This window comes from Belliella marina (assembly GCF_042682445.1).
GTDB lineage: Bacteria > Bacteroidota > Bacteroidia > Cytophagales > Cyclobacteriaceae > Belliella > Belliella marina.
Map to the genome: position 1 here is coordinate 12,151 of NZ_JBHUHR010000032.1, position 17,071 is coordinate 29,221.

General features: G+C 41.7%; 12 protein-coding genes and 1 pseudogene. 11 read left to right on the forward strand and 2 right to left on the reverse strand.

Annotated elements, in window-relative coordinates; all coding sequences use genetic code 11:
* Window positions 1–1,153: 1,153 nt before the first annotated feature.
* Entirely contained in the window at window positions 1,154–1,741 is a 588-nt protein-coding gene (nudK, locus tag ACFSKL_RS11810) for a GDP-mannose pyrophosphatase NudK (protein ID WP_376886445.1), read from the reverse strand.
* Between the two features lie 390 nt (window positions 1,742–2,131).
* On the opposite strand from nudK, the gene ACFSKL_RS11815 reads away from it, so the two are divergent.
* Window positions 2,132–2,602, forward strand: a complete 471-nt coding sequence (locus ACFSKL_RS11815; RefSeq protein ID WP_376886446.1) for a JAB domain-containing protein — start codon at window positions 2,132–2,134, stop codon at window positions 2,600–2,602.
* A 286-nt stretch (window positions 2,603–2,888) separates the two neighbouring features.
* On the forward strand, window positions 2,889–3,080 hold the full coding sequence (locus ACFSKL_RS11820) for a hypothetical protein (RefSeq protein ID WP_376886447.1): 192 nt from the start codon (window positions 2,889–2,891) through the stop codon (window positions 3,078–3,080).
* A gap of 266 nt (window positions 3,081–3,346) precedes the next feature.
* On the opposite strand, the gene ACFSKL_RS11825 is transcribed toward ACFSKL_RS11820, so the two are convergent.
* On the reverse strand, window positions 3,347–3,934 hold the full coding sequence (locus tag ACFSKL_RS11825; RefSeq protein ID WP_376886448.1) for an RNA polymerase sigma-70 factor: 588 nt from the start codon (window positions 3,932–3,934) through the stop codon (window positions 3,347–3,349).
* A gap of 198 nt (window positions 3,935–4,132) precedes the next feature.
* On the opposite strand from ACFSKL_RS11825, the gene ACFSKL_RS11830 reads away from it, so the two are divergent.
* The 9 genes and pseudogenes from ACFSKL_RS11830 to ACFSKL_RS11870 all read left to right on the forward strand — a co-directional run.
* On the forward strand, window positions 4,133–5,119 hold the full coding sequence (locus ACFSKL_RS11830) for a FecR family protein (protein WP_376886449.1): 987 nt from the start codon (window positions 4,133–4,135) through the stop codon (window positions 5,117–5,119).
* Window positions 5,120–5,453: 334 nt separating this feature from the next.
* Window positions 5,454–5,726, forward strand: a pseudogene (locus tag ACFSKL_RS11835) (STN domain-containing protein); the annotation flags it as partial.
* A 36-nt stretch (window positions 5,727–5,762) separates the two neighbouring features.
* Window positions 5,763–8,741, forward strand: coding sequence for a SusC/RagA family TonB-linked outer membrane protein (locus tag ACFSKL_RS11840; RefSeq protein WP_376886460.1), 2,979 nt, complete (start codon window positions 5,763–5,765; stop codon window positions 8,739–8,741).
* A gap of 11 nt (window positions 8,742–8,752) precedes the next feature.
* Window positions 8,753–10,210 carry a RagB/SusD family nutrient uptake outer membrane protein gene (locus ACFSKL_RS11845; RefSeq protein ID WP_376886450.1) on the forward strand — a complete coding sequence of 486 codons (1,458 nt, stop codon included), beginning with the start codon at window positions 8,753–8,755 and terminating at the stop codon, window positions 10,208–10,210.
* Window positions 10,211–10,295: 85 nt separating this feature from the next.
* Window positions 10,296–11,450 (forward strand): TlpA disulfide reductase family protein, encoded by a 1,155-nt coding sequence (locus tag ACFSKL_RS11850; RefSeq protein WP_376886451.1) that lies wholly within the window; start codon window positions 10,296–10,298, stop codon window positions 11,448–11,450.
* 183 nt (window positions 11,451–11,633) lie between these two features.
* A complete protein-coding gene (locus tag ACFSKL_RS11855; RefSeq protein ID WP_376886452.1) occupies window positions 11,634–12,689 on the forward strand; it encodes a TlpA family protein disulfide reductase in 1,056 nt (351 codons plus the stop codon).
* A 4-nt stretch (window positions 12,690–12,693) separates the two neighbouring features.
* Window positions 12,694–13,224 carry a TlpA family protein disulfide reductase gene (locus ACFSKL_RS11860; RefSeq protein WP_376886453.1) on the forward strand — a complete coding sequence of 177 codons (531 nt, stop codon included), beginning with the start codon at window positions 12,694–12,696 and terminating at the stop codon, window positions 13,222–13,224.
* Between the two features lie 806 nt (window positions 13,225–14,030).
* On the forward strand, window positions 14,031–15,125 hold the full coding sequence (locus tag ACFSKL_RS11865) for a PLP-dependent cysteine synthase family protein (protein WP_376886454.1): 1,095 nt from the start codon (window positions 14,031–14,033) through the stop codon (window positions 15,123–15,125).
* A gap of 27 nt (window positions 15,126–15,152) precedes the next feature.
* The coding region (locus ACFSKL_RS11870; RefSeq protein ID WP_376886455.1) for a protein-disulfide reductase DsbD family protein at window positions 15,153–17,071 on the forward strand (1,919 nt) is incomplete at its 3' end.

Sequence of the window (17,071 nt, forward strand, 5' to 3'; positions counted from 1 at the left end):
ATTTGGCAATCATGGTTGCTGTAATCTGTTGACTTGTTGTTCTTTATGTTGCTTGTGTAAGCTGTGATGAAGGTATGTGGGGCATTTGAAAAATAAAAATCAAATTGTCCAATGAGAATTTTCAGGGGACGAACGAGGCTGTGGCGTCGACGAAGTGATTTTGGGGTATCAAAAATCAGGTGGGTTTTTGGGTGTTTTTCTGTGGGGACACAGACATAAAGGTAAACCGCAAGGGGCGCAAGGGTTCGCAAAGGGGAGGGAGGGAGAAGCGAGAGACGAGAGGCGAGAGGCGTGAGACGAGTGAAGGTCTCGCAGAGATCGCAAAGTTGCAGAGATGCGCTGAGGATAGTAGATGCTGGATTACAATCAAGTATCTGGCGAATTCTTGATTCATTATTCGGAGTTCAAAATTCGTAATTTAAAAAATGCTGAATTATGAAGTCCCATAAGAAAAAGCAAGTCTCAAAAAACAATGAAAAAGAGGCAAGTAAAATCAGGACGAGACAAAGAAGCGAGAATATGCTGGTTGTATGGTGGTGAGTGAGTAGGATGTTCTGTGGGGATACAGAATAGACCTGATGGTTTGTGAGGACACAAACCATGGGTGAAAAGATGTTTTGTGGGGACATAAACCAAAAGGTCGCACTATCCCTTACTTTGGTGTTACTTTGGTATTACTTTGATGCTACTTTGGTAGGGCTTTGGTATGGTGGTGAGTGAGTAGGATGTTCTGTGGGGACGCAGAAGATAAAGGTAAACCGCAAAGGGGCGCAAGGGTTCGCAAAGGGGAGGGAGGGAGAAGCGAGAGGCGTGAGACGAGAGGCGAGACACGAGATGCAAGACGTGAGATTCAAGACAAGGAGGCAAGACTTAAGACAGAAGTGAATATGCTGGTGAATAGGATGTTCTGGGGGGACACAAACCATGGGTGAAAAGATGGTTTGAGGGGAGAAAAAACTATGGTTTGGAAATTGCCTTATGTGCAATTATCGTCGACGAATGCGTATTTAGAAGAGACGAACTGGTGGTTTGGCGGGGACGAAATTATTTTGGGGCTTTGAGAAGGCTTGGTGGTGGGAAGGGTGGTAAACCGCAAGGGGCGCTGTGGGTTCGCAAAGATTTGGCCACCGGCTATGTTTCAAGTCGGTGGTTTTTATGGTTCTAGGATCTTGTTGAGTTTGAGATATTGTAGCAGCATGATGGTTTTGGCATCCTTGATTTCCCCTGTCGTGATCATTTCATAGGCATTTGTAAATGGAAGCTCCAAGACCTCTATATTTTCCTGCTCGTCTTTCGCTCCCCCGCCACTCGATACTTTCATGTCTTGAGAGTATTCAGCAATAAAATAATGTAGGATTTCTGTGACGGAACCGGGAGACATATAGGCTTCGAACAGCTTATTTACTTTGTCAATCCTGTAACCAGTCTCTTCTTCCACTTCTTTTCTAATGCAGTCCTCGGGATTGTCTTTGTCCAACAAACCGGCACAAGCCTCGATCAAAAAGCCATCTGCATTTCCATTGAGGTAGGAGGGCATCCGAAACTGCTTGACAAGGATCACAGTTTTTTTGGCTTTGTTATATAGCAGGATTACGGCACCATTTCCTCGGTCATAGGATTCCCTGCTCTGGGTCTGCCATTCTCCATTTTGTTGTTGGTATTCAAAAGTGACCTTTTCCAACCTATACCAATTGTCTGATAACAATTCCCTTTTGATATTTTTGACACGATTGTTTTTCATTGGGTTGTTTTAAGTTTGGGGGTGGGCAATTTAATTAATATGATATGGGAACAGACATAATCACTATAATTGATTTTAGAATAACGAAACTTAAGAGTTTCAGGATACAAAGCTTCTTGTATAGTTATTTTTGCAAACATATATTTTTCAAATTAAAAGATTCTTTGGATTGGGTTTTAAAATGCAAAAAGATGGAAACAAAGCATCTGGATTTTATGAATTCCATTACAGTACAAATTTAGCTTTTTGCCTGCTGCAGCGCCCAAGAGCTTCCGGCATAAACACATGCCTTCCCGCCATTCCTTCATTTATTCCTTTGCCTCTTGGTCTTGATTGGCAAAAAGGCTGATGCCGCACCATAATCAAATTCAAAACCTAAATGAACATATTATGGAAACGGTAATCAGAAACTTTCAGGACAATCAGGTGGCAGAAATCAAACTGTCTTACAGCCATGCAGTAAAGCCTTCTTTAATGCCTAGGATCATTAGTTCCAATGATGCAAGCAGGTTGTTTCGTGAAAACTGGGACGAAGACAACCTTCAGTTTATAGAGGAATTCAAGGTGATGCTTGTAAGCAGGTGTAACAAGGTAATAGGGATCTGCAATATTGCAAAAGGGGGGACAAGCTGTGTCACTGTAGATATCAAACTGTTGATGGCTGCTGCAATCAAGGGGGTTGCTTCGGGATTGATATTGGCGCATAACCACCCAAGTGGAAACCTGAAAAGTTCAGAGCAGGACAGGAGGTTGACAGCCAGGGTCAGTGATGCCTGTAGACTTTTTGATATTACATTGTTGGATCATATAATCCTGACAGCCGAAAGCTACTATTCATTTGCAGACGAGGGGTTGTTATGACCTCTCTTTTTGGCCATTTTATCAATAGATTTTAAATGGCTGCCATATATGAACGAAAATAAGTCAAAGAATAATATGTATTCTAAGGATTGTTGCCAGTCACAGAGTAAATGTCTGCATGATGATTTAACTCGCTATTAATTATAGTTAGATCTACCATGCCAGTAGAGTAGCGGACAAGTTTTTTGTGGTTTTTAACCATTTCAACCATTGCTATTAAAAATTGCGATTATTGGCAAACAATTCTAAAGCCATGAGATTTTGAAGATTATGTTGTCAAATTAACATGCCACTATCCCAATATCCAAAAACAAAAATAGTTGTATCAAATACCCCTTCGGTAAATAACATTTCGATAACCTCCTGGAATGGTATTGAAGAGTTGGTGGTGAAAGTTTTGGATGTGCTGCCATCGATTGTGTCAGAGACTTATGAAGATGAGGCTGAATTAAGGGTGTTGGAGACTGTTTTTTTTTAGTTTTCATTAAAGAAACGATGCCCAGCTGAATTTTGTCTGTGACAGATTGGAACCGGATGATGGTACTGGACAAGTTGGGTATTCCAAAAAAAAGCAGATAGAATAAGGTGTTTTGGTTGGGGATGGAATAAAAAAGCTTTTGTTTGAAGTATCTGATGCAAAGTGTTTCCGGTGATGATTTCACCTGTGTATATATCAATAAACAGCTTTTCCTTTTTTAGTATTTGATTTCATCTTTTCTCTATCCCTAAAAGCTTCAAATACTTTCAGAAAACCAATAGACCATAAAACACTATTGCAGCCATGAAATCCCCCAATTCCATCCTTAAATGCTTCAAGGCCTTATGCAACTGGTTTTCTACTGTCCTTTTGGATATCTCTAAGTGCTCTGCTATTTCCGTGATAGTCAAATGTTGCTGACGGCTCATCCTGAAGATCTCCTGACAACGGGCAGGTAGTCCCTGTACACTTCTTTCGATCGCCTCCTCAAGGTCATTAAGCATCAGGGTATCTTCCGTGCCATGATCCTTCGATGTGGAATAGTACTGTTTGAAGGATTCGGCATACTGGGATCGCACCTGACTGTGGCGGATATACTTAAAAATCTGGTTACGCATAGCGTGGAAAAGATAACCAGACAAAGAGGTGTGAAGCTGGAGGTCCTCCCGCCGCTCCCACAGACTTATAAAAATCTCCTGTGTTAGCTCAAATGCTATATCAGTAGGGATGACACGCCTATAGGCATACATGTACAACCGATCCCAATATTGATTATATATCGACTCAAAGGCTGATTCTTCACCGCATTGCAAACGCCTCATTAATTCGGCTTCCAGAGGATTGTCATCTACCATAATTCGTTAATTATTCAAGAAAGTTAAACCTAAATTAATTAAATCAAATCCATATAAAAAAGCCTTAAATAGTTAATTAAGGTATTTTTATGTTTTTGTGATTTTTTTTCATTTCTGCGTGTGCGTATATGCTTTGTCAGCGTACTTCATCATATAAGCAATAAACCAAAAAAGTTAAAAAGTGTATTTAAAGCTCTTATGATGACAGATAAGTATTTTTATAACCTGCTCGAAAAATCGGAAAAAGGAACCTGCACCAGGGAAGAGCAGGAGTTGCTGGAGCGTTGGCTCGACGATCTTTCCCTCAACAGTCAATCTGCTTTTAAGGATGAAAGGGATAAAGAAAACCTAAAGGTCAAGATGCAACATGCCGTTTACAAAGAAATAGGCATCAGCAGAAAAGAAGCCAAGATCAGAAAGCTTCACATACCCCCTGTCTGGAAGGTGGCTGCATCTATCGCTATTCTCGCATTGGTTGGATATTTTGGATATGGTACTTATGAACATTATGTAGAAAAACCATATGCCATTACCCAGTCCATATCGGGGGAGGAGATCAATAAAATCCTGCTTTCCGATGGCAGTATTATCTGGCTGAAACCTGGCAGTAGCTTGGAATATCACGGAAAATTCAGGAAAAAGGGGATTCGTGAAGTTACCCTGCATGGAGAGGCACTTTTTGAAATAGAAAAAGATCCATCAAGACCTTTTATAGTAAATTCCGGAGAGATCACTACGACCGTTTTGGGAACGAGTTTCAACATTAAGGCAAGTGGGGATCTTACCCAAGTGGTGGTGCTGACCGGCAAAGTGAAGGTGACTGCAAACCAGACCAAAAAAGAATTAGAGTTGCTACCCAATGAAACGGCAGTATATGCCCATACTGATCAACTGCTTTCCAGGATAGAAGATAAAGAGCTGGAGACTCCAGTGGAAAGCCTGATTGCAGGTACGGAATACGATATGGATTTTGATAATATAACGGTGAATGAGCTGGTCCAAAGAATAGCCGGTAAGTTCAATATTCAGGTATCCGTGGAAGGCTCGGTAGGGAAATGTCTGATTACTGCTGACTTTACCGGCCAGTCCCTTCGAAACACCCTTGAAATGGTGACCGAAGTGCTCAATGCGGAATTTACAATCGACGATAAAAAAGTAACCCTCAAAGGGGAAGGATGTGGTTAACCACAACCCCAAAGCAGTGAGCAGACCCTGGGAATAAATCCCGATTAATACTTGGAAAAAGATAAGATAAGATACCCAACCATTAACGCAAAATATATGATCCCGTGCCATCCAACATAAGAATCGCCTCCGAATTCTGGGGATACCCAGTAATGAAGGAGGAAAAAAAAAGCAGGAATGCTTTAGCACCCCTGCCTCAACCCGTTTCCTTTCCGCCAAGATCAAAAACGGGTAGTTTGTCCACTAATCAACAAACCATAACAAAGATATGAAAAAAAAATCTACCAGTAAACTAATTCTTTTTATGAGAATTACCTTTGGCCAGTTGTTGCTCATGTTCCTTTCCGTAAGCATTTCCTTTGCCCTTGAGGGTAAAGCACAGACACTTGAGAAGGAAGTGGCTGTTGATTTTAGGGATATACAGCTGAAAGAAGCCCTGGGATTCCTTGAAAAGAAAACAGACATAAAATTTGTCTACAGCGAAAGCAACATAAACCTGGCCACAAAAGTAACACTGAATGTCTCAGGCCAAAAGCTTGGACAGGTACTCGACCAGCTTTTGGCACCTCTCTCCATACAATACTCGATGAAGGACAGGAAACATATATTGTTAAAGAAGTCTGATCCCAAAATTTTTCCACGTTTGAGTGAAAATATTGAGGTCAAAATGCAAAATGACAGATTGATTACCGGCACAGTCAACGATCAGGCTGGTCAACCCCTCCCAGGTGCTAACGTGGTTGTTAAAGGAACTTCTATAGGTACTGTCACGGATTTGGAAGGTAAATATGTTTTGAATCTTTCAAATAATGCAAAAATTCTAGTTTTTAGCTATATTGGATATAAGGCACAAGAGGTCCCGATAAACAATAAGAGTATTATTGATGCCATTCTTGAAGAGGATATCGCAAGTCTGGAGGAAGCAGTAGTAATAGGCTACGGAACTACCTCCAAACGTTTTAATACCGGATCTGTTTCCAGCATTAAAGCAGAAACAATTGAAAAGCAAACCGTAGGAAATGTATTAACGGCTTTAACAGGCCGCGCTACCGGCCTGGATATTACGCAGGAAAGCGGAATCCCTGGTAGTGCTGTTACGGTAAGGATCCGTGGGCAAAATAGTCTTAACCCAGGGGCCAATGAACCACTTTACATTATTGATGGAATCCCTTTTTTACCTAATTCAACTTATTTGATCCAAACCGGGCGACCACAGGCTGGTGGAAATAGCCCTTTTAGTGCCTTGAACCCAAATGATATCGAGAGTATTGAGGTTTTAAAGGATGCCGATGCAACAGCCATTTTTGGGTCACGGGGAGGAAATGGTGTAATTCTGATAACTACTAAAAAAGGAAAAAGCGGGAAGACAAATGTTGATGTAAATCTATCCTCTGGTGTAGGTAAAATAACAAGAAAGCTGGACGTGCTGGATAGAAGAGATTATTTGGATATGCGATATGAAGCTTTCCGTAATGATGGCATAGACTGGACTGCTCCAGGAGTGCCTAATGCATTTGACCTGACAGAGTATGATACCACCCGTACTACAGATTGGCAGGATGTATTGATTGGTAATACTGCCCATTATACTAATGCCCAGGTAACAGCATCCGGAGGAAAAGACGGTACGTATTTTTCTGTCTCTGGAGGCTATTGGAAAGAATCCACGGTCTTTCCGGGAAACCTGGCAGATCAAAAAATATCCGGTCGTTTTAGTATAAATCATTCCCCCACAAATGAACGCTTAAGTATTCAGTTATCAGGTATTTACCTGTTTAATAATAATAGGATTTTAGGAAGCGATCTAACACAGAATGCTATCAGTCTTGCCCCGGTGGCCCCTCCCATATATACAGAAGATGGAAGATTGAATTGGGCAAATAACACATGGGCTAATCCATTAGGGGCTGTTTCAGCAACACCCTTCACGGGAAAAACCAATAATATGAATTTCAATACGACCATAAGTTATCGGTTGTTTGACGAGTTCCGTTTAAAAATAACAGCGGGGTATAACAGGATCGGATATAGTTCCACCTACCGCAATCCTGAATCCATACAAAATCCCTTTTATTTTCAAGGTCCCTCAAGTAGGATCACAGAATTTTCGAATAACCTGACTGAAACTTGGAATGTCGAACCAATGGTAGAATATAACAATGACATTGGACTGGGAAAATTATCAGTATTGTTTGGAGGTACTTTTCAAGAGACAGAGCAACAGGCTACAGTTTTATATGCACGGGGATTTTTAGATGATGCCCTGATGTATGATTTACAATCTGCTACAGATGTCTCCACTAGAAGCATGCAATCTATTTATCTTTTTAGTTCTGCTTTTGCTCGGATCAATTACAATATTTCTGATAAATACCTTCTCAATCTGACTGCTCGTCGGGATGGGTCTAGCCGTTTCGGACCAGGCAAAAAATTCGGGAATTTCGGTGCGGTAGGTGCAGCCTGGATCTTTTCTGAAGAAGCGGGTATAAATTCTGCACTTCCTTTTTTAAGCTACGGTAAGATAAGGTTCAGCCACGGGATTACGGGAAGTGATGCCATTGGCAATTATGGATTTTTACCTCTCTACAGGACTAAATCTAATTTTTATCAATATTATGGTCCCAATGGCGGAGGATTATATCCAAACAATTTGTTTAATCCAGATTATCAATGGGAAAGTAATCGAAAAACAGATGTCGCACTGGAGTTAGGACTTATTGAGAACAAGATTTTATTGACCGCGAATTATTATATCAACCGTTCATCCAATCAGCTGGTAGGATACCCGTTACCTTCCATGACAGGCTTTACCTCCATAGATGCTAATTTGGCCGCTACCGTGCAAAATACTGGCGTGGAATTGGAATTAAGTACTATCATTATTGACAATGGCAGTTTTACATGGAGTACAAATTTTAATTTTACATTACCCAGAAACAAGTTAGTCGAGTACCCAGGCTTGGAAGGGTCTTCTTTTGCTAATAATTATGCTATTGGTCACCCGTTAACGCTGGTGAAGGCATATGATTATGTTGGCATCAACTCCGAGAATGGATTGGCACAGTATAAAAAGGCTAATGGTGACACGGTATCCAGTATATGGAGTTTATCTTCAGCGGTAGATAGGACAGTATTGATCAATGTAGGTAAAGATTATTATGGGGGATTATTGAACAGCTTTCAATACAAGAGGCTGCAACTTGATATATTTTTTCAGTATGCAAAAAGCATAGGAATTACTCATATGTTTGGCCACCCAATTGGGGTTAATGTTAACCAACCGCAGTTTTTGTATGACCAACGTTGGACAATGGTCGGAGATGATGCAAATGCAGTGAAAGCCACCCAAAGCACGAGTTCGGAGGCATATAATTCTCGCCTTCGAAATACCGACAGCAACGCATATACAGATATATTTTTTATCAGGTTAAAGAATGTCGCTTTATCCTACCAGCTACCATCGTCCATTGTAAACAAAATAAATGCGGAGAACCTGCGGGTGTATATGCAAGCTCAAAACCTGTTGACAATAACGGATTATCTGGGCATGGACCCTGAAAACCAATCGGGAGGATTACCTCCGATTGCTTCAATAAACCTAGGAATCCAATTAACATTTTAAATGACAAGAATATGAAAAAGTATATAATCATCTGCGTTCTAAGCTCTTTATTATGGGCACCTTCCTGTGAGGAATTTTTAGAACTAGGTCCTCCGAATACTTCATTGGTAAGTAGTGCAGTATATGAAAATGATGCCCTGGCTACAGCTGTATTAACAGGAGTTTATTATGACTTTGCGGTTCAGCAGGATTTTATTGCAGGAGAAAGAGGCTTGAGCCTTATGGGAGGGCTTTCGGCCGATGAGTTCTTAAACTATACGACATCTTTGGATGTGGTAGAAGTTTATACCAATTCCCTTTCCGCAACAAATTCAGTGACATCCGGATTATGGAGAAGGGGATACAATTTAATATATATTGTCAATGATGTGCTGGAGAATATTACCGACTCGGACAAGTTATCCCCACATGTTCGTGATCAGCTTGTAGGAGAATCAAAGTTTGTAAGGGCATTTGTTTACTTCTATTTAACCAACATGTACGGAGATGTTCCGTTGCTCCTTTCTACTGATTACAAGGCTAATGCCACGAAGCCAAGAAATCCGGTAAGTGAGGTGTATGCACAAATTATACAAGATCTGGAAGATGCTCAGGAATTGTTGTTGGATGACTATCAATCTGCTGAAAACTCTATAACATCAGATCGTGTACGTCCAAACAAGGTTGGGGCCGAGGCTTTACTGGCACGTGTGCATTTGTATTTAGAAAACTGGATGCAGGCTGAAACCTATTCATCAGGTGTTATTAATCGCGGGGAAACGCATTACAAACTGGAAGATGATCTGAATAGTGTTTTTTTAGTGAATAGCAAGGAGGCGATATGGCAGGTGGGGATAGCATCAAATAATGGCGGAATAAATACCATGGATGGTTACACATTGAAAATTGTTTGGGATCCATCATTTTACGGACAGCAATTAAGCGCCAGCTTCTTAGGGGCTTTTGCGGATGGGGATCAACGAAGAAATGATTGGGTGGGAACATTCCTTTCCGGAGGTAATACTTTCTATTATCCATATAAATATAAAGTGCACCAAAGCCCTGGAGAATCCATTACGGAACATCTCATGGTTTTACGATTAGGAGAACAATACCTTATAAGGGCTGAGGCCCGGGCACGACAGGGAAAGTTGTATGGTGTTGGTTCCGCTCAGGAGGATGTCAATGCAATCCGTACCCGTGCCGGTTTGGATCCTATAGATCCCGAAAGTTTTACAGAGGATGAAATGATGGCGGCTATTGAACAGGAGCGTAGGGTGGAATTATTTTCCGAATTGGGACATCGCTGGTTTGACCTTAAGCGGTGGGTAGGATTTAGTAACGCTGTAACACGTGCAGATGAAGTAATGCCTAATGTTTCAGTTGAAAAAGGAGGTGTCTGGCGGCCAGAAGCGAAGCTGTTTCCAATACCCCATGATAATAGGTTGAGTAATGTTAATTTAAGTCAAAATCCAGGTTATGAACAGTAAAATATCACAAGTTATGAACAGTAAAACATCAATTATATCCAAATTAAATTTTTGGCACAAAAAGTATTTGTTATTCTATTTTTCAATGCTTCCTTTACTTGTTTATGCGCAGGATGCGGAAGATTTCTACATAACAGGTACAGTTTCCGGGTATGTAGGAAAAAAGGATAATAGTGCGACCGCTCATTTAGTCCGTATTTACAATGGTGAGACCATTACTGAATCTTCCGTCCTAAATAATGGGGTGTTTAAATTTAAGGGGTCTTTACCGGAGCCAATGATTGCGGATATTTCTCTGTCACATCCCGGAGATCATCAAGATTTTCATGGAGATTCAAAACGATTTTACCTCGAAAAAGGACACATTCAGTTTATCGCTGAAGATTCTATTAAACACGCTTCTGTATCAGGCTCCCCACTGTCTTCTGGTATGTATGCTTATCAGGAACTGGTGGACTCTGTTAGAACAGCCTATAATCAGTTTAATGACCTTCGATATTCCAGAAGATCGGATTCGCTGTTCCAGGCACAGGTGGTTAAACCAACATTGGCAAAATTGGAAGTGTCATTAGATTCTCTTCGTAAATTGTTTATAACAGACAATCCCGAATCATTATACAGCTTGGATGTAATTAAGGAACTCGTAGGAAATTCCTTATTTGACAAATACCGCAATACATTGACGAATGAACAAATAGAAGCTATAAAAGGATTATTTGACAGTCTTTCTGAAGAGGTGCAGCATAGTGAAAGAGGTCAAAAAACCCTTGATGGAATAAAAGGATTGTCAGGTGGAATGGTTGGTGAAAAAGTTATCCATTTTACCGGCAAAGGCTTGGAAGGAGAGAATGTTGATACAAGGAAATTGGTGGGAAAAGTATATCTCATCGATTTTTGGGGCAGTTGGTGCCCTTCATGCAGGGAGAGCCATCCACATCTAAAGGAACTGTACAATGCTTATAAAGACAAAGGGTTTGAGATCGTAGCAGTGGCAAAGGAGCATGGAAATGAAGAAAAACAAATAAAACTTTGGAGGGAAGCAGTAGAAAAAGATGGTATCTCCTGGATACAGGTATTGAATAGTACCGCAGGGACTGATGTTGTGACAGCCTTTGGCGTTGTCGCTTTTCCTACGAAAATTTTGATTGACAGGGATGGCACAATTCTTCTGCGTGTAACCGATGATCATGAGCGTACACTTGACGCTAAGCTAATAGAACTATTCACTCCTGCCCACTAGCAAGTTTAATTCAGAAAATAATTTTAAAACAGGATTATGAAAAGAAATATATTAATACTACTCCTATGCCTATTTTGTGGGGTGACTGCTGCTCAGAAGACAGCTGTAGATGCAAAGGAAGGTGAGATAACAATAACGGGAAAAATTGGCAATATAAACCCTCCACAACAGATTTGGATTTATATGGGTGATGAATCTATATGGGACTCTCTAAATGTAAAAGATGGAGTATTTGAATATAAGAAAACCACACAATTACCTGCTTACGGTGCTATCATGATAAAATACAAACCCTATTACAAAGGGGTTGAAGGTAATGAAAATTTCTTTGGTGACATGAATTTAATAAGTGTGTTTTTCGAAGAAGGGCATATGGAGATCTATAGTCCTGTGGACACGTTGAAAAGACATGCCATCATCACAGGTCCGGCTGCAAAGCTCCAGCAAGAGCATGAGATTTATTGGGAGAAGGAAGGAGAAATCATTAGGGCTCAGAAAAGTATAGCCGCTGACTTTAACAACGCAACACCAGAACAATTACAATCTGAAAAATTCCTGGCTGCTTATGAAATACAAAATGCAGGTATCCAGCAGCGACTGGACTCTTTAATGAGCTGGCAAATCACAAACTATCCAAAATCATTGGTAAGCACATTGGCCTTTTTTAGTTACCTGCGAACAGGAGAGGATAAAATTCAACCGGAGAATGCCAAAATAATATTTGATCTGTTTTCACAAGAGGTTAAAGAGAGCCAGACAGGAACAACTATGCTTGAAGTGATTCAAAATCTTGGGAAGTCTAAGGAGGAGATACCTGTTATATCTATCGGCGATATAGCGCCCGAATTTCAACAATTGGATTTGGATAGAAAGGAGGTGAAGCTATCAGATTTCCGGGGCCGTTATGTATTCCTGGATTTTTGGGCCAGCTGGTGCGGTCCTTGCCGTAAAGTAAACCCTCAACTTGTCAAGCTCTATCAGGAATTCAAATCCGACAGTCTTGCTTTTTTAGGTATTTCACTTGATGATGATGAAGGTAAGTGGAAGGCAGCTATAGAGGAGGATAATCTGGATTGGTACCATCTTTCTGACTTACAGGGCTGGAAAAATGGGGTGGCTAAGCAATATGGTATTGTGGGTATCCCTCAAAACCTCCTTATCGGTCCTGATGGTAAAGTGATCCTGAAAAATGCAAGCAAAGAAGAGCTGGAGGCTAAACTATCAACTCTTAATTTATAATGGGATGTATAAAAAATTAAGAAAGTACATAGGGTTTTGTATGCTGTTGGGGATAACTGTTGCGCCGGCTTTAGCGCAAGGGGATAAAGAAAAAGCATTCCCCTTTGAATTAAAGGATACGTTAGGCCAGGTGGTAAAGCTGGAAGACTTTGCCGGCAAAATATTGGTAATGGATTTTTGGTTTACCGGCTGCAAAGGCTGTGTCCAGGTAGCCAAAGCCTTGCATGATACTATAATGCCGGAGTTTTCCAATGACAGCAGTGTGGTGTTTATCTCCGTATCATTGGATATAAATTTCCTTCAATGGAAACGGAGTCTCAAATCAGGGTTGTATACCAGTGATAAACAGGTGAATTTATTTACGATGGGGATGGGGAGCACACATCCCTTATTCAAATACTATCGCTATAGCGGTGCTCCTCAGATGTTATTAATAGATAAAGAAGCTAACCTTATCAGTAGCTCACCTCCAATGCCTTTTCCGGGGAGCCCTAGTATCCATGAATTTATTTCTTTAATTAAAAAACATCTGTAAATAAAAACTGATTAATACAGCAACAATTATGTTCCAGGCAATAGATCTATGCAAATCATACAACGGGCACCTGGCTTGAATAATCTAAGCTTAAAGGTAAATTAGGGAGAAGTATTCAGCCTGCTCGGCTAAAATGGCCCCGGTAAAACTACTACTATTAATATATCCCCTTGGTTTTCTACAGCCTACCAGCGGCAAAGTGCTTATCAATATACCCATGTCGACCTTCACGTGTACCTGCTGGAGCAAATTTACAGGCTGATGCAGATTGGATAACTGCCTGTAACGTAAAACCAAACTATATGGAAGCTTATGGTGATGAATATGATCTTGAAGTACAAGCCAGACATATCTGGCCTTGCTCGAAGATGACCCCACTTTTGATTTCACACATGGTGTAGGCAACCTTGCTATTAGCGGGCACAAATTCATTGGTTCACCCGTACTCTGTGGTGTGGAAGATCTTGATATGTTTATAAGTGATGTCATCGAGGTTTGCTTATGAAGTTGGAATTAAGTCTATGGTAGCTTCTCTTATCTATAAGCTAAACAATTTAACCAATGACTTAAAATAACATTTTGACAAAATCTTCAGATAAGCTGTTTTTGCACAGGTAATTATCACTTCAAGGTTCATCAATCAAACCCACTGCCCCAGTCATTTAAAAATATATGCCAACCCTTATAAGTGTAAAGATACTTCCGGGGTACTTATATTATGACAACGAATATAAACCCAAATAGAAACCGCTATCCAGATGGCCTGTGTCCTCACAGACCATCGAAGCGGGAATTGAATCCTCTTTATGATAACCAATGAAAATAATATAACGGGCAGGAGTCTTGACCCCTTACCCAAGGAAGTATGCCAAAAGTTCAATCACCTGTGGTTTCTTGTTGGCAATACCCCGATGCTTGAAATAAAATACAGTTATAAGGGAAAGAATGGTAAGATCTATGTAAAATGCGAACATTATAACCTCACAGGTAGCATCAAGGACAGGATGGCATTGTACATACTCCAGGAGGCATATCGCAATGGCGCTATCAAGCAAGGGGATACTATCGTAGAGGCTACGAGTGGAAACACAGGGATAGCCTTTGCCTCCATAGGCAAAGCACTGGGCCATGAAGTACACATCATCATGCCCAACTGGCTCAGCGCAGAACGTGTAAACATCATAAAAAGCATGGGAGCCAAAATCACACTCGTCTCCAAGGAAGAAGGTGGTTTTTTGGGCAGCATCGCAATAGCGGAAAAACTGGCGGCCAACGATCCGAATATATTCCTTCCAAGGCAGTTTGACAATAACTACAATGTCGAGGCACATAGTTTCACAACAGGTCCTGAGATTATAAAACAGCTGAATACGATAGGGGTATCACCTGATGCTTTTGTAGCCGGAGTGGGTACAGGGGGGACAATTATGGGCGTGGCAGGATTTTTAAAGAACCGTAATAATGATATCGTACTAAAAGCAATAGAGCCATCCGAATCCCCGACCCTAAGCACGGGATATAAAGTTGGCTCACACCGTATCCAGGGAATATCCGATGAGTTTATTCCCAATATCATGGTTCTGAATGAGCTTAGTGGGATAATTAAGGTCAATGATGGGGATGCCATCTTGATGGCACAGAATCTAGCTTCGAGCCTCGGCCTTGCAGTGGGGATCTCATCGGGTGCCAATGTGATAGGTGCCATAAAAATAAGCGAAGAGCTTGGAAGAGAGGTAAATGTGGTAACGATACTGTGTGACAGCAATAAAAAATATTTGAGTACAGACCTGATGAAAGAGGAGCCAGTGAGAGACCATTATATTACACCGGAGGTAAAGCTGATTGATTATACACCGATAGGTCGCTTGGTAGACACCGGAGCAGTTTCATTTAATAATTGAGATCCATTAAATTAAACAAACAGAAAAATGAAGAAGAGTTTTCTATTTATAACCATATTATTGCTACTTATCAAACTGCCCTCAATAGCCCAGATACAGGATCCTGTAAAATGGAGTTTCAGCAGCAAAGCAGGTAGTGCAGAAGGTGAGGTAATCTTGGTGCTAAAAGCACAGATAGATTCCCATTGGCATATCTACTCACAATTTATTGAAGAGGGAGGACCAGTGCCTACCTCGTTCACATTTACACCTTCTGATGATTATGAACTTGTCGGCAAAGTGAAAGAGATCAGCAAAGTGATAAAGGGTTTTGACCAGACCTTTGGTATGGATATAGCTTGGTTCGACTCAGAGGCTATATTTGAGCAAAAAATCAAACTCAAGAAAGAATTCTCTTCAGTTTCGGGAGGATTGGTCTATATGGTATGCGATGATGCACAATGCCTTCCACCAGCAGATGTTGACTTTACCATCCCTGTAAAAACCGTACTTCCAAAAGACACAAAGGCGGAATCTCCAGAAAAGAAATCGGAAGTACATGCGCAATCGGCGGTACAACCTAAAATAAACCAGGAAGCCAAAGAGACTCTAGGTGTGGCAGAAACCAATGAGATGGATGCCGTTGGTATGGAGGGGTCAGATCCCCCTGTAGAAAAGCAGGAAGGTGCATTGGACAATTTAGATCAAGATGGAGAAAACTTCAAGGAAGCTGGTATTGTAGATGATTCCATATCAGACAGGGCAGAGGAGAAGAATGAAATGAAGTCACTTTGGACCATTCTGATAGCGGGCTTTTTGGGAGGACTGGCGGCATTGCTGATGCCCTGTATCTTTCCGATGTTGCCCTTGACGGTAAGTTATTTTACCAAAAGCAATGACAAGGGCTCCGCTGTAGGCAAAGCCCTGATCTATGGGGCATCGATCGTGGTGATCTATGTGCTTTTGGGGCTGGCGATCACGGTGGTATTCGGAGCGGATGCCCTGAATGCACTGTCGACCAACGGGGTATTCAATTTCTTCTTTTTCCTGCTTTTGGTTGTGTTTGCGGCATCCTTCTTCGGGGCATTTGAGTTGACCCTGCCACATTCCTGGGGCAATAAACTGGACCAAAAATCCGATAAAAGCGGTTTGGCGGGGCTGTTCTTTATGGCGGCAACCTTGGCGATCGTATCATTTTCCTGTACCGGCCCCATCATCGGGACATTGCTGGTGCAGGCCGCAAGCATGGGGGAATACCTTGGCCCTGCAGTGGGGATGTTGGGATTTTCGGTGGCTTTGGCAGCACCTTTTGCATTGTTTGCCCTATTTCCCTCCTGGCTGCAATCCCTTCCCAAGTCTGGGGGATGGCTGAACAGCGTGAAGGTAGTCCTGGGTTTTCTGGAGTTGGCGCTAGCGCTGAAGTTCCTCTCCAATGTGGACTTGGCCTACCATTGGGACTGGTTCGATAGGGAGGTGTTTTTGGTACTTTGGATTTCGATTTTCGGATTGTTGGGCATGTACCTGTTGGGCAAGATCAGGTTTGCACATGACAGCCCGGTGGAGTATGTCTCTACCCCTAGGATATTCTTGGGTATCATAGTAGTCGCATTTACGATCTATATGATCCCGGGACTCTGGGGAGCACCGCTCAAGTCCATATCGGCATTTTTGCCACCCCAGCATACACAGGACTTTGACCTGTATACACCGACGGTAGGGGGGATCCCTGTGGGCCAGGCACATTCGGGGACATCTGGTCCCCAGAGAAAATATGCCGGGCTGTTTCATGCCCCGCTGAACCTGGATCCATTCTTTGACTATGAGGAGGGGATGGAATATGCCAGGCAGGTGGGCAAACCTGTATTGATAGACTTTACGGGCCATGCCTGTGTCAACTGCCGGAAGATGGAGGCCAGCATCTGGCCTGATCCGCAGGTGCTAAAGCTTATCAGGGATGAGTATGTGTT

Excerpts from the sequence above, each read along its gene's own strand:
- nudK (WP_376886445.1), bottom strand. The coding sequence starts at position 1,741 with ATGAAAAACAATCGTGTCAAAAATATCAAAAGGGAATTGTTATCAGAC.
- ACFSKL_RS11815 (WP_376886446.1), top strand. The coding sequence starts at position 2,132 with ATGGAAACGGTAATCAGAAACTTTCAGGACAATCAGGTGGCAGAAATC.
- ACFSKL_RS11820 (WP_376886447.1), top strand. The coding sequence starts at position 2,889 with ATGCCACTATCCCAATATCCAAAAACAAAAATAGTTGTATCAAATACC.
- ACFSKL_RS11825 (WP_376886448.1), bottom strand. The coding sequence starts at position 3,934 with ATGGTAGATGACAATCCTCTGGAAGCCGAATTAATGAGGCGTTTGCAA.
- ACFSKL_RS11830 (WP_376886449.1), top strand. The coding sequence starts at position 4,133 with ATGATGACAGATAAGTATTTTTATAACCTGCTCGAAAAATCGGAAAAA.
- ACFSKL_RS11845 (WP_376886450.1), top strand. The coding sequence starts at position 8,753 with ATGAAAAAGTATATAATCATCTGCGTTCTAAGCTCTTTATTATGGGCA.
- ACFSKL_RS11850 (WP_376886451.1), top strand. The coding sequence starts at position 10,296 with ATGCTTCCTTTACTTGTTTATGCGCAGGATGCGGAAGATTTCTACATA.
- ACFSKL_RS11855 (WP_376886452.1), top strand. The coding sequence starts at position 11,634 with ATGGGTGATGAATCTATATGGGACTCTCTAAATGTAAAAGATGGAGTA.
- ACFSKL_RS11860 (WP_376886453.1), top strand. The coding sequence starts at position 12,694 with ATGTATAAAAAATTAAGAAAGTACATAGGGTTTTGTATGCTGTTGGGG.
- ACFSKL_RS11865 (WP_376886454.1), top strand. The coding sequence starts at position 14,031 with ATGATAACCAATGAAAATAATATAACGGGCAGGAGTCTTGACCCCTTA.